Below are 13,398 nucleotides of genomic sequence, written 5' to 3'. Positions count from 1 at the left end.
CGACAAACCTTTCTCAGGGTCCTCACTGTAAGCCCGTCGACTAGCTAACGTAACGGGGTTTTCAGCAGTAAAATCGGTGATTTTCCCATTGGCAAACAGCGCTCACCACTAGTACATTTACATACTCAATGACAACGACTTGTCGGTAGCAGATTAATACGATTCACCACCCACAAAACCACAGTGCTCATGAATATTGCATTCACTTCCGACCTCTGGATAGTTCTGCTTATTATGCTGGTTGGCGGTATTTTAGGCGGTATTGTCAATTTTTATTTTGTCCCCGCCCCTACTGACCAACCCCAGTCGTTAGGGCGCTGCGTGATTCTGGGCGTTGGCGCTTCGGCCCTTGTACCCATCTTTCTGTTTATTACCCAAAGTAAAGTGCTGGACAAACTGTTTGCTCCCGTAAGCGCCAATTTATCTGACTCCGACAAAGCCATCGATACGCTGTTTTTTATCAGTTTATGTTTTCTGGCAGGCATTTCGTCTACTCGCTTTATTACGTCGGTGAGCGACCAAATGATCACGCAATTGAAGGAAGACATAAAAGACACCAATAAAACGGTCAAAGAAAACAGTGAGAAAATAGATAAAACGCAGCAGGTTGTTGAAGAAACGAAAGCGACGGCAGTTGATACGGAGAAAAAAACAGCTGAAAATAAAGCGACCCTTCAGGCGCTGAAAGAAGTTCAGAAAGCCCGTTCATTGAGCAACCCGTCGAACGATCTGTCTGTTCAGCCTGAAGCTACCCGGGGATTAAGCCCAGCCAATTCAGACGATCCGCAAAAAGGGCGGTGGGGCGGCAAAAACACAAACAATTCATACCAGTTGTCGGCAACGGTAACTGCCATTGATAGTGACAATGATTTTTTTCGGGTCGTGTTGCAGGTCCTTTATATCGGCCCCGACCCTGCCCCAGCCGACGATGTTGTTACGTTTCATTTACACAATACCTTCACGCCATCGGTGCGCCAGGCACCGTTTCAGGATAAAAAAGCGAGTCTGGAATTATACGCCTGGGGCGCCTTTACGGTTGGAGCCGTTACGTCAAACGGCACTAAACTAGAGCTTGATCTCAGCGATCCGACACTGGTTCCCGACGCTCCACAAACTTTCCGTGATCGGTGATTTATCGCGCTCGATAAACGTACCCGTAACGGGCTGACGATCAGTCAATCTAAGTCCCAACACGTTCCCGGCAGTTCCTTCATATTAACAAACGTTAACGTATAACATTGATTGTCAAGGTACTAAACTCCGGATGGAGTCGTTATAAATTCATTACCATCCTGAATTTAGTTTTGTTCAAGCGTATTGGATTCTCCCTGCTAATAGCCGCTATACGTCCGGCTGTCGCCCTTGCTGCGAAGTTTATACCGCTAAATGCAGTTCCTTCACTGCCCCTCACTCTCTCAAAATCAAACGTTGTTGCCAAATCCGACGCCACGGCATCAGCCCATCCGACCACGCTTGTTAAGGCGACCATTGCTACCGAGCCTGAGTTGCCTTTACTGGATGTAAATTTCTGTGGTGAATGCTTGCCGTTCGATCGGGCGGATGTAGTTGATCGCTGGAAACATGTCTTTACGTTGTTCCGGCCGCAAGCCAGCGACCTGGGCAGCCTTCGCGAACGGGCCGAATCCTTTTCCCGATTATCGACCCTATTCTGGAAAAGTACGACATACCCGATGATTTTCGCTACGTGCCGCTGGCCGAAAGTGGCTTAAAAGCCAAAGCGGTGTCGCGAGCGGGTGCAGCCGGTTACTGGCAACTCATGCCCGGTACCGCCCGTAACCTGGGCCTGAAAGTAAGCGGACGAATCGACGAACGGTTCAACGTTCTGAAAGCCACTGATGCGGCCTGCCGGTATCTTCGAGCCTTATATACTCAGCTAGGCTCCTGGTCACTGGTAGCGGCTGCCTATAATGCTGGACCGGGTTATATGAAAAATCAGCTTCAGCGCCAGGCTCACCGCGATTACTACCGGATGAGTTTACCCGCGAAACCCGCTATTATCTGTACCGCGTTCTGGTATATAAAGAGGTTCTGTCGCGCCCTGACGACTATTCGTCGTTTCTGTCTCCAGCGCCGGTTTTACAGACGGCTTATCAGACCTGGACACGCGCTACGTTACGCCAGGCAGCCTAATCGACCTGAAATCCTGAATACTGACACCGGCCCAAATGTTTTGAATTTTCGGGCCGGTGTTTATTTATTACCAAAATAAAACCACAGCTTTACAAATGAGTTATTAGGGTATTGTTGGCACTATACGTCTGGCCAGCACACTTTCGAGCGTCTGAATGCAATCTGACACCACAAAATCCGCAAACGAGGCCACTGGCAGAGCCGTCACTACCCGTCGGTTTGATCGTTTATTTCTGGCAATAGCCGATGTTGCCTCCTTTATCGGCCGCTTCTTTCGGGAAGCGTTCTTACCGCCTTACGAATTCAAGGAAATAGTCAGGCAGTGTTACGAAGTAGGCTTCCGCTCGCTGCTGCTGATTTCGACAACAGGCTTCATTACCGGGATTGTCTTTACGAATCAGTCGCGGCCATCGCTGTCCGATTTCGGCGCTACGTCCTGGCTGCCTTCACTGATTGCTATCGCTATTGTTCGTGCTCTGGGCCCACTGGTTACCGCCCTGATTGCGGCCGGAAAAGTTGGCTCAAGCATTGGGGCCGAATTGGGGTCCATGAACGTAACAGAGCAGATAGACGCCATGGAAGTTTCCGGAACGGACCCGTTTAAATTTCTGGTTGTCAGCCGGGTTATAGCCACGTCGTTTACGATTCCGCTTCTGACCATGTACACCATTTTTGTGGCGCTGATTGGTGCCTACATCAATGTGAATCAGAATGAACAGACTAGTTTTACGTCTTACATACAGGAAGTATTCGGGGCCATTACGTATCTCGACATTTTTGCGTCTGTTCTGAAGTCAATCGTCTTCGGATTTACTATCGGCATGGTTGGCTGTTATAAAGGCTTTCACTCGTCGAAGGGGACCGAGGGCGTCGGGAAAGCGGCCAATTCAGCGGTTGTTACGTCCATGTTTCTGGTATTTATTGAAGAATTACTCTCCCTCCAGATTGTCAGCGCAATTCGGGGGAGCTAATAAAATTTTGAATGATTGAATGTTGAATGACTGAATGAATAAAGAAAACAGGCTAGAGCTATCGATTCTATCATTCAATCATTCTTTCATTCAACATTCACTCATTAAGATGGCAGAAAAGACAGAACCGGTAATTAGCATAAAAGGGCTGAAAAAGTCCTTTGGAAGTTTGCACGTACTACGGGGCGTTGATTTAGAAGTCAACCGGGGCGAAAATATGGTCGTTCTGGGGCGGTCGGGTACGGGCAAATCCGTATTGATAAAAATTATGGTCGGCCTGCTCAAACCCGATGCCGGCAAGGTCATTGTGCTGGGTCAGGACGTCGAGAAATTACAAGGCAAAGAACTGGATGAATTTCGGCAGAAAGTTGGATTTTCCTTTCAGAGCAGCGCCCTGTACGATAGCATGAGCATACGCGAAAATCTGGAGTTTCCGCTCGTAAGAAACATCCGGAATCTGAGCCGTGACGAAATCAATCAGGCGGTCGAAAAAGCACTGGATGACGTTGGATTGTCGCAGACGATCAACCAGATGCCTTCCGAACTGTCGGGTGGGCAACGGAAGCGGATTGGTATTGCCCGTACGCTGATTCTCAAGCCGGAAATTATGCTCTATGATGAGCCAACGGCCGGGCTGGACCCAATCACGAGCGTCGAAATCAATAATTTGATCAACGATGTTCGCGAACGACTGGGCGCTACGTCCATCATCATTACCCACGACCTGACCTGCGCCAAAAGCACCGGAGATCGGGTTGCGATGCTTCTGGATGGACGGTTCGAACGAATCGGTACGTTCGACGAAGTTTTCGCCGATCCCGACGAGCGTATTCAGCAATTTTATGATTACAAATTTGTGAATTAAACAGATTTCATCGTTTACGGTTTTCAGTGTACGTTCTAACGCTTATGGGCTATTTTTTTGAAGAAAGCACACAAGCAACCGAATTGGCGGATTACTTGACCGTAAGCCGTATACTGGAAACCGTTAATCACCACTATTTCAAATGAGTACCGAATCCACTAAACGCTCAGTTATCGTCGGCATTTTTGTCCTGCTGGGAATTATCATTTTTGTAGCAGGGGTGTTTGTGCTGGGAGGCCAGCAAAAACGCTTTACGAAGAGTATTCGGCTTATAACTATTTTTAAAGATGTGGGCGGTCTGAAAGTGGGAAATAACGTCTGGTTTTCGGGTGTCAAAATTGGTACCGTCAAGCGGATTAGTTTTACGGGAACAGCACAGGTCGAAGTTGATTTAAACATCGAACAGAGTTCGCAGCAATACATTCGGAAAGACGCCAGCGCCAGTATTGGCAGCGATGGGTTGATCGGTAATAAAATCGTGGTCATTGCGGGTGGCACAAACAGCCATCCTGAAGTGGAAGATGGCGACAAGCTTAAAACGTCGGAAGCCCTGAGCTCCGATCAGATCATGTCGACTCTACAGGAAAACAACAATAATCTGCTTAAAGTCACCAACGATTTTAAGGAACTGGTTGGCAACCTTAAACGGGGCAAAGGCACCGTTGGCGCCGTTCTGACCGACTCGTTGGTAGCGGAGAATTTTAAGCGAGCCATGCAAAATCTGGAGAGAGCGTCGGCTAATACGGTGAAAGTGACAGGCTCAGTGACGCAGTTTGCAGCCAAGCTGAATACGCCGGGCACACTGGCCAATGAACTGGTAACCGATACGACGGTGTTCCGACGGCTCAGTCGGTCGGCTACGCGGTTTGAAACAGCAACCACTTCGGCCGATCAGGCGGTTTCGAATCTGAACAAGAGTTCTGAAAATCTGTACCGTACATCCGAAAAACTGAACAGTACCAGTTCACCCCTCGGCGTACTGCTAACTGATCAGCAGGCGGCTACCAATTTACGTACTACGCTCAGCAATCTGAGTAAAGGAACGGCGATTCTTAACGAAGATTTGAAGGCCGCTCAAAGCAATTTCCTGTTACGTGGATTTTTCAAAAAACAGGCAAAGGAAACGGCAAAACAAAAAGTGGATAGTGCGGCCGCTGCAAAACCATAACCAGATAATCCAGCCAGGGCAATACGTTACGTTAGTGATTTAAGGAAGAGACTGAAACAGGCTGTGGGCGGATAAAAAAATTTCGTATTTAGCGCTGGATTTATCGTAACCCCATCATACCAGCTTATTTCATGAAGCAGCCACTTCGTTTCTACCCTGTTGGGCTTTTGTGTTTAGTGAGCCTGAACTGGGCCTGTAGCACGCACCACGATGCCACTGCCCCCGATTTGCTTAAGGCTAACCTGGATACGACCGTTAGCCCTGGCAGCGATTTTTTTACATACGCGAATGGTAACTGGATAAAAAAGCACCCCATTCCAGCCTCAGAAAGCAATTGGAGTATTGGGAAAGAAGTACAAAACGAAATCTATGACCGGCTGCGAGTCATAAACGAAGAAGCCACCCAGGCAAAGGCCACCAAAGGAAGCAACCAGCAAAAAATCGGCGACTTTTATGCGTCGGGTATGGATTCAACCCGCATTGACCAGCAGGGTATCCAGCCGTTACGTACAGAATTGAATCAGATTGACGCCATCCGTTCGGCTCAGGATGTAAAGGCCGTTATTGCTCACCTTCAAACGATTGGCGTAAACTCCCTTGTCAATGTATTTGTCAACCAGGATTTTAAGGACAGCGAAAAAATGGCCTTATATCTATGGCAGGGTGGTTTAGGGCTTCCAAACCGGGATTATTACGTCAATACGGATAGCCGGACGGTTGGAATCCGAAAAGAATACATTCAGCACGTTTCGAAAATGTTCGGCTTGATGGGGCAGGCACCCGCATTGGCCAAACAGAACAGCGAGCGTGTCATGAATCTCGAAACGAAACTGGCCAAAGCGTCCCGCAAACTGGCTGACCTGCGCGACCCATATGCCAATTATAACAAAATGGCGGTTTCGGAACTTCCTAAGCTGATGCCGGGCACCGATTGGAAAACTTGGCTAAACCAGATGAGTATCAATAATCTGGATACCGTGATTGTGGGGCAGCCCGAGTTTTACAAAGAAGCCTCCCGTCAGCTTTCCGCCAACAGTCTGGACGATTGGAAAGCCTATTTGACCTGGCATCTGCTGAACAGTTACGCTACGACACTCAGTCGCCCCATCGATCAGGAAAATTTTCATTTCTACGGCACCATTATGCAGGGAAGCACCGAACAGCGACCACGCTGGAAACGGGTGCTCGACCAGGAAGAATCGGCTATGGGTGAAGTACTTGGTCAACTCTTTGTAAAGGATTATTTTTCACCCAAAACGAAGGAGCGTTACGAAACAATGGTCGATAACGTAGTGGATGCCTTCCGCGACCATATCAAAAAACTGGACTGGATGAGTGCAGACACCAAAGAAAAGGCGCTTTCCAAACTCAATAAAATCAAAAAGAAAGTTGGTTACCCCGACAAGTGGAAAGATTTTTCAGACTTGCAGATTGATCGAAGCTCTTACGCTCAGAACGTAATGCGGGGCCGACAGTGGTGGAACAATTACTGGATTTCAAAACTGGGCAAACCCGTCGACCGCACCGAGTGGGCCATGACTCCCCAGACGTATAATGCTTATTACAATTCGAGCAACAACGAAATTGTTCTGCCCGCAGCCATTTTTGCCATTCCTGGCCTGAAAGATGAAGATGCCGACGATGCGCTGATTTACGGATACGCGGGTGCTTCAACCATCGGCCACGAACTGACGCATGGGTTCGACGATGAGGGCAGCCAGTTTGACGAAAAAGGAAACCTGCGCAATTGGTGGACAAAAACGGACCGGACACTCTTTGACCTGAAAGTGGCCCAGATCGTGAAGCAGTTTGATCAGTACGTAGTGCTGGATAGCATGCACGTAAATGGCCGGGCTACGGCCGGAGAGAACATCGCCGATCTGGGTGGCATTGTCATTGCCCTGGATGCGTTCAAAAAAACCGATCAATACAAAAAGGGCGAAAAAATAAGCGGTCTGACGCCGACACAACGGTACTTTTTGGGGTATGCACTGGGCTGGCAGGGGCATCAGCGCGACCAGCGATTAGCGCAGCAAATTCTGACGGATGTTCATGCGCCAGCCAATCTGCGGGTGAATGGCCCTTTCTCCGACGTACCGGAATTTTATCAGGCGTTCAATGTCCGACAGGGCCAGGCGTTATGGCGACCTGACAGCCTCCGCGTTACGATCTGGTAAGGCTCAGTCAATCAACCAGGTGGTAGCCGTTTAACGTAGCAACTACTATCACCTGGTTGATTCAACGACCGTAGTTATTCCTGCTGAACGGAACTGGCTCCGCTCACACGCTGGCGAACCGACGGATTTCCCCGATAGCGTACGGAACTGGCTCCGCTAGCGTCAACATCTAATGAATTCGCTACGCTGACATTAGCTTTGCTGGCTCCGCTGGCCCCTAGATTAGCGTCATTCACCGGATAGCTATAGCCCTGCAATTGTGAAGCCCCCGATAGATCAGCAACCAGCGACGTACCGCTTCCGGTTAGCTGAAGTCTGGATGCGCCCGACAGTTCAACATTCGTACGGGCAGCTTTTACCGAAACCTGGGCTTCCGATGCCCCCGAAAGCTCAATGTCAAGACCGTTAAGATTTGTAAAATCAGAAATGGTTGATTTGCTGGCCCCCGAGAAATTAACCCCGCGCAAAGTCGGCATAGTAATAACAAACGTAGTTGAATACTTACGATTACGTGCATTACGGTACTGGGCGATTAGCGTACCATTTCGCGTATATACGTCCAGGTCATCCAGATTCCGGCGATCACCTTCCACCGTAATCGAAAACGTATTTCCCTGCTGCACCGAAATAGTGAAGGCGCTGCCCATATCCAGCCTGTCGAAATTTGTGAAACTATACGTTTGCTGTGCGCTCTGATAAGGCCCAACATCTTCCCGTCGCCAGGAGCAGCCAGCCAGCCCAATCAACAGCGCGATCAGAAAAATTCCATGAAGTTGTGTGTGTGTTCTCATACTTGTTATCTGATTATCATAAACGTTGTGCATTATTCACTGCGCTTTTCCTGTACAGGACAGCTACGTGAGCCTTCCCCCTATTGATCCGTGAAAATTTTTTAGATTTTTTTCAGGCAATGTAGTGTCGGTTATGAGTAACCGACACCACACCAACGTCATCACCACTACCACTTTCCATATCGAAGCCCAACCTGAAAGCCAATCCAGCCGGAGTGAAGGGCGCTACTATACGAATCGGTACGGTCGGCAAAGAGTGTTACGTCCGGCTGAAGCAGTGGACGGGCATGGCTATCTGATCCAAAATACCAGTTGAACGATGGCCCGAAGGCGAGGGAGAGATGACTGCTGAGTTTGGTCTCAATCAGGGTATTGATACGAATCTGGCTGTTCCATTCGGATGAATAGTTTCGATCAAAATAAAACAGATGATGGTAGATGGCTTCCAGATTAAGCAACGTAGAACGCGACAGACCGACGGCCGATCCCAGACCGTAGCCCGCACTCAGCCGAGGACTTCCTACCCGGTCGAAACTATGGCCAGCGGCAAGAATATTATACAACTTCCGCACTCCTGTCCGCAGCGTTACGTTCAACAGATTCACTTCATTGGCGGCTACTTCAATCCGCTGGTAACCCCCTTTATGAACGTAGCTGATCAGCCCAACAGGTACGCTCCCTACCGTATCGGCCACGTTGATCAAGCTAATTTGCAGGCCCGACGTGACGCGGTGTGCACGATTCACTATTCCGCTGATTTGCCAGCCGTTTACGTTCCGACGCGTGTAATTTATCAAACCCGCCAGTTGAACCCCCTGAACCGATTGCCCTGCTACGTTGAGAAGTCCTCCCATCTGAACGCCCTGAACATCACTGGCAACCACATTCATCAGACCACCCGCCTGCACCCCGCTAACTTTTCCAGCGACTATATTCACCAGGCCACCTGCCTGAAATCCGTTGACACGCCCACCCACTACGTTAGCCAATCCAGCTGCCTGAAACCCCTGTACATCTGCCCGAACGAGGTTCATCAGGCCACCAACCTCAAATGCCCGTACACCGAACGAATACCCAACCAGCGCATTGATCGAATATCGATTGCTGATACGTCCGCTCAGGCGATGGTTCGTGCCAATAAACGGCACGAACGACACCTGCCAGTCGCGGTAAAGCGTATCCCGGCTCAGGTTTATATCATGAATTGCCTGTTGTGCCGACAGAAATAATTTTGTGATGCCATTCCAGGCTCGTTCACCACCCGCTATGGGATTAAACTGTTTTGGAGTGGTGTCCTGAACCGGTGCTGGTGGCGCAACCGCAACAGAAGCCAAAGGCGGCTCAGCCGGCCGAACGGTATCTTCGGTTATTCGAACCGAAAGCGGCTGAACCGGGGACGTAACGAGTGGCTGTGGAGTCATGCGGATATTCACAGCGTGCGAAACCCTCGACCGGATCAGAACCGTTTCGCCCAAATACGCCTGCTTCCGTACATCCAGACGTACAGACGATATGGTTGTGGGCAGTTGCAGGCGATAATACCCAAAGGGGTTGCTGACGGTGGAGGCCAGCGTCGTTTTCTCGAAAATACTCGCCTTAGCAATACGTTCGCCGGTTTGTTCATCCAGAATGTAGCCATCCAGCAGGAAGCTTTTGGGCTGGGTATCTATGGGTTCGACCCGGAGTAAAATCACATGGTTGCCGCGCGATTTATAGGCCACCCGATTCTGAAACACCCGGTTGAGTACCTCACGAACAGGCGTATTGGTCAGGCGAATCGTAATTAGGGTGTTACTCTCAAGTCGACCGGGATCATAGGAGAATTCAAATCGTCCGGCACGGCTAATCTGGCGTAGCGCATTTTCGAGCTTTTCGTTGCGTATATCCACCGAAATCAGTCGATCAAGGGGTGAAGGTGCCTGTGCCAGCAACCGAACGTTTGTTAAAAAACAAATCAGAAACAGGTAATAACGTATCGGAATCATTGCGGTATGTTTTTCAGCAAGACACCCAACTGATCGATCCCCCCTATTTTGGGAGAATGTTAAGTTATAAATCTCTTTACGCCCCAACTCCCTGAAGGGGGAGTTCGCTGAGACTGGTTTGCTCCACCTTCAGGGGGCAGGGGACGGTCCGATGGGTCGGTGAACAGACCTGAACGTAACAGCCCTGATAGCCTGGGGTATAAGCTTACACCATTCGTGGGCCTGAGAATTTGTATCCTCAACCTGGCCATTTACTCACAACCATTGCCTTCTAAAATCACTTGCTGGCCCAGATGCCGGATGCGAAGACCGAATGTTTCGGCCGTAACGGAGAGTACAGTATCCAGGGTTGTTTTGTCAAAGCGGGTTGTCAGTCGGCAATTACCCAGCCGGGCATTGGCCAGCCGAACATCGGTATTGTAAACCTGATTGATGGCTTTCACTACCTCGCGCAGGGGTTCGTTGTCGAATACTAACTGGCCTGTTTTATAGGCAAATACGTTGGCTAATACTTGCGGTAATCGCCGAATCGTATCTGCCGAAGCCTCAAACGTAGCCTGTTGATTTGGTGTCAATAAAACGGCTTTCCGTTTACTGGAAAAACGGACTTTTCCTGTCCGAACGGCCACGCTGACGTTATCGTCATAAGCTCGTACACTAAATGAGGTTCCTACCACCTGAATAACCGTTGGGCGGGCCTTGATGCGGAAGGGTCGGTTGGCATCTGGTGTTACGTTGAAAAATGCCTCTCCTGTCAGCGTTATATCGCGACGATCGTCGGCAAAAGCCGTTGGGTATGTAAGTGTTGAATGACGATTCAGTAAAATGGTTGTTCCATCCGGTAAAGTTTTACTAAGCTTTTGATTGGCGGTCACGAGTGTCACCATCCGGGCAGCCGGGTGATCGCTGCCCATAAAAAGTAACCGGTAAGAAAGCCAGCCTACACTCGAAACGAGCACCAGTACAGCAGCTATCCGGTAAAAAATCTGACTCCAGCTAGTCGTCGATTCAGTACGTTGTACAGGCCACGACGTATTAATTTCGCTCGTTTTCTCTGCATCTGCACTTTCCAGTAAGCGCATCCGTTGCTGAACTGAACGCCAGGCCGTATCCGTATCAAACTCAGGCCGATTGGATTTATTCTGTTCCTTATTTGACCGGGCAGCCGCCCAGATTCGTTCGAATTTAGCGAAATCGTCGTGGCCTGGCTCAGCTGGATTTTCCGTACGGCTCGCCAGCCACTGCCTGACACGCCTGGTTTCGGCCGGGTTGGTCTCGCCTGCCAGAAACTTGCCCAGCAGGGCGTCGTCTATGGGTAATTGATCGGCCATGACTTATAGAGAAGTAAGGGATAATGAATCATTAAGAATGCACAATGAAGAATATGGATCGAACCCTAATGAAAGCAGATTCGCGCAGGGCAGCCTCCCTAAATTATCCATCATCCATGGCACATTATACAGTAAAACCAACGCAATCGATAAATATTCACTGAGTTCAGTACGTAACACGCGTAATGCTTTACCAATCTGATTTTCAACCGTTTTAATGGATATACCCAATCGGTCGGCTATTTCACTGTATTTCAGTTCCTCGAACCGGCTGAGAGTAAAAACTAGTCTGCACTGTTCAGGCAGTTTACGAATTGCCTCCTCCAGCCGACTGGCCAGTTCGTCACCAATAACCGTCTGCGCGGGCGATTCGACACTGGCCTCCCCTACGTAACGAGTGTACGCCCGATGCTCCTCACGAACGGCCGTGTGCTTCAGGCGGTTCATGCACCGATTATGCACCGCCCGATACAAATATGATTTCAGTGAAATGGTGATGATCAGGCCGGTACGTTTTTCCCAGAGTGCCAGAAACATTGCCTGCACCTCTTCTTCGGCTTCATCCGGATCAGGCAATAGCTGTCCCGCATACCGACATAATGACGCGTAATGTTGTCGGAATACCGCTTCAAAAGCCTGTTCGCTACCAGCTCGGATAGCCTCAAGTAGGTCCTGCTCAGTTGGTGGCACTGACTGTATTGGGTAGATGAGAGAAGGCTGCAAAGCTATCATTTTTCACTGGACACAGGCCGGTTCTGCCCTATGACACTTATTAACCGGTTTCCCCCTATTCTGTGAAAAAAGTTTTGGTTAATGGGACTTTTTAAAAAATCAGATTTTTGACTGGTTTACTTTAAATCTCCTTCAGGGCATGGATGTTAGGTCCCCAAATAAAGGATGAATAGAATAACGTTGAAAAGCTTACAGACTTTACAAAAAAGTCCTCTTTACGTGTGGCAAAGAGGACTTAACCCGGTAGTGGGAAGAGGTTTTATAGTAGCTTCTTTAAAACAAGTCGAACGAAATTAAAACCGGACTACGAGACCTGCCCCGATTCCTACACTGTTCACTGATACGTTGAAACTTAGGGATTGATTCGGCTGGGCAGTGGTTGAATTAACGATGTTGCCTTCATCCTTGAATTCCGTGACGACGACTTTGTTGGTTATTTGCCCTCCAACGTCATCCGTGCTGGCCACTTCGAGCCGTTTGGGCTTGAACGATTGGTTATAGGCCACCACTTCGACAAAACCCCGAATGGCCTGACTCAGCCGAAACTGAACGCCCAGGGCGGCCTGATAGCCCAACGCCAGCGAGTTCTCCGTATAACTATTGGTGGTTACATTGGTAGTGTTGACACCGACTCCACTGGTAGGCAAGTCAATCCGGTTATTGACCGTTTTATACTCCATTACCAGGCCACCTACCAGCCCGAGCCGGTTGTAGATGTAATAGGCTGGTCGGGAGAGGGCTTTAAACGTGATGTTGGGCGTGATGGACAGGAGTTTTAACGTAGTGCTCGACGTGTTCGATGAGGAATATAAATCATCGGTATAGCTATTATTAATCTTGATAGCTGTCCCAAAGAGTATGTCGGCATCAATCCCGAGGTTGATGAAATCACTGACGATTACGCCAATGCCAATACCGGCTCGTGGACCTGCCCCCAACCCTTTATTCGTTGTTTTGAAGGGAAAGACCTGACCGGTCTGACTTAGTGACTCACTGTACCTGATCTGTACGCCAGGCGTTAATAAGCCATACGACCCGTACAGCTTTATATAAAAAGGGGACTCGGTGGCATTTGTTCTGGCGGGTGCAATTGCTTTGGTAGCAGATTCTCCAGACTGGTTTAACGAATTGGACGTCTGGGTGGACTGGGCTTGTGAAGCTACAGCCTGCACCAGTAAGCCTATGAGAAGAATAATGACTCGATTCATGGTTAGCAGATTTAATAAG

12 protein-coding genes are annotated in these 13,398 nt (G+C 49.2%); 7 read left to right on the top strand and 5 right to left on the bottom strand.

Annotated features, from left to right (window positions below; translation table 11 throughout):
* The first annotated feature begins 189 nt into the window (after window positions 1-189).
* The 7 genes from LN737_RS18035 to LN737_RS18005 all read left to right on the top strand — a co-directional run bounded on the left by LN737_RS18035 (window position 190) and on the right by LN737_RS18005 (window position 7,332).
* Complete coding sequence (locus LN737_RS18035) at window positions 190-1,131, top strand: YEATS-associated helix-containing protein (RefSeq protein WP_405511200.1); 942 nt, start codon at window positions 190-192, stop codon at window positions 1,129-1,131.
* Window positions 1,132-1,304: 173 nt separating this feature from the next.
* Complete coding sequence (locus LN737_RS18030; RefSeq protein ID WP_405511199.1) at window positions 1,305-1,730, top strand: hypothetical protein; 426 nt, start codon at window positions 1,305-1,307, stop codon at window positions 1,728-1,730.
* Window positions 1,706-2,230, top strand: coding sequence for a lytic transglycosylase domain-containing protein (locus tag LN737_RS18025; RefSeq protein ID WP_405511197.1), 525 nt, complete (start codon window positions 1,706-1,708; stop codon window positions 2,228-2,230). Before LN737_RS18030 ends, LN737_RS18025 begins: the two co-directional genes overlap by 25 nt.
* A 76-nt stretch (window positions 2,231-2,306) precedes the next feature.
* Window positions 2,307-3,122, top strand: coding sequence for an ABC transporter permease (locus tag LN737_RS18020; RefSeq protein ID WP_405511196.1), 816 nt, complete (start codon window positions 2,307-2,309; stop codon window positions 3,120-3,122).
* Window positions 3,123-3,231: 109 nt separating this feature from the next.
* Complete coding sequence (locus LN737_RS18015; RefSeq protein ID WP_405511195.1) at window positions 3,232-3,987, top strand: ABC transporter ATP-binding protein; 756 nt, start codon at window positions 3,232-3,234, stop codon at window positions 3,985-3,987.
* Window positions 3,988-4,129: 142 nt separating this feature from the next.
* A complete protein-coding gene (locus LN737_RS18010; RefSeq protein WP_405511194.1) occupies window positions 4,130-5,155 on the top strand; it encodes an MlaD family protein in 1,026 nt (341 codons plus the stop codon).
* Window positions 5,156-5,286: 131 nt separating this feature from the next.
* Window positions 5,287-7,332, top strand: a complete 2,046-nt coding sequence (locus LN737_RS18005) for a M13 family metallopeptidase (protein WP_405511193.1) — start codon at window positions 5,287-5,289, stop codon at window positions 7,330-7,332.
* A 74-nt stretch (window positions 7,333-7,406) separates the two neighbouring features.
* Here the strand turns inward: LN737_RS18005 and LN737_RS18000 are convergent, their stop codons facing one another.
* The 5 genes from LN737_RS18000 to LN737_RS17980 all read right to left on the bottom strand — a co-directional run bounded on the left by LN737_RS18000 (window position 7,407) and on the right by LN737_RS17980 (window position 13,379).
* Complete coding sequence (locus tag LN737_RS18000; protein ID WP_405511192.1) at window positions 7,407-8,123, bottom strand: head GIN domain-containing protein; 717 nt, start codon at window positions 8,121-8,123, stop codon at window positions 7,407-7,409.
* Window positions 8,124-8,290: 167 nt separating this feature from the next.
* Entirely contained in the window at window positions 8,291-10,108 is a 1,818-nt protein-coding gene (locus LN737_RS17995) for an STN and carboxypeptidase regulatory-like domain-containing protein (protein ID WP_405511191.1), read from the bottom strand.
* 251 nt (window positions 10,109-10,359) lie between these two features.
* Window positions 10,360-11,439 carry a FecR family protein gene (locus LN737_RS17990; protein WP_405511189.1) on the bottom strand — a complete coding sequence of 360 codons (1,080 nt, stop codon included), beginning with the start codon at window positions 11,437-11,439 and terminating at the stop codon, window positions 10,360-10,362.
* 3 nt (window positions 11,440-11,442) lie between these two features.
* Entirely contained in the window at window positions 11,443-12,129 is a 687-nt protein-coding gene (locus LN737_RS17985; RefSeq protein ID WP_405511188.1) for an RNA polymerase sigma-70 factor, read from the bottom strand.
* 335 nt (window positions 12,130-12,464) lie between these two features.
* Complete coding sequence (locus LN737_RS17980; protein ID WP_405511187.1) at window positions 12,465-13,379, bottom strand: hypothetical protein; 915 nt, start codon at window positions 13,377-13,379, stop codon at window positions 12,465-12,467.
* Between the last annotated feature and the right edge of the window lie 19 nt (window positions 13,380-13,398).

Source organism: Spirosoma sp. KNUC1025, from assembly GCF_045160025.1.
Classification (GTDB): Bacteria; Bacteroidota; Bacteroidia; order Cytophagales; family Spirosomataceae; genus Spirosoma.
The sequence above is the reverse complement of the archived record's forward strand: the minus strand, read 5'-3'. Positions and strand labels throughout refer to the sequence as shown.

Excerpts from the sequence above, each read along its gene's own strand:
- LN737_RS18020 (WP_405511196.1), top strand. The coding sequence starts at position 2,307 with ATGCAATCTGACACCACAAAATCCGCAAACGAGGCCACTGGCAGAGCC.
- LN737_RS18000 (WP_405511192.1), bottom strand. The coding sequence starts at position 8,123 with ATGAGAACACACACACAACTTCATGGAATTTTTCTGATCGCGCTGTTG.
- LN737_RS17990 (WP_405511189.1), bottom strand. The coding sequence starts at position 11,439 with ATGGCCGATCAATTACCCATAGACGACGCCCTGCTGGGCAAGTTTCTG.
- LN737_RS17980 (WP_405511187.1), bottom strand. The coding sequence starts at position 13,379 with ATGAATCGAGTCATTATTCTTCTCATAGGCTTACTGGTGCAGGCTGTA.
- LN737_RS18015 (WP_405511195.1), top strand. The coding sequence starts at position 3,232 with ATGGCAGAAAAGACAGAACCGGTAATTAGCATAAAAGGGCTGAAAAAG.
- LN737_RS18005 (WP_405511193.1), top strand. The coding sequence starts at position 5,287 with ATGAAGCAGCCACTTCGTTTCTACCCTGTTGGGCTTTTGTGTTTAGTG.
- LN737_RS18035 (WP_405511200.1), top strand. The coding sequence starts at position 190 with ATGAATATTGCATTCACTTCCGACCTCTGGATAGTTCTGCTTATTATG.
- LN737_RS18010 (WP_405511194.1), top strand. The coding sequence starts at position 4,130 with ATGAGTACCGAATCCACTAAACGCTCAGTTATCGTCGGCATTTTTGTC.
- LN737_RS17995 (WP_405511191.1), bottom strand. The coding sequence starts at position 10,108 with ATGATTCCGATACGTTATTACCTGTTTCTGATTTGTTTTTTAACAAAC.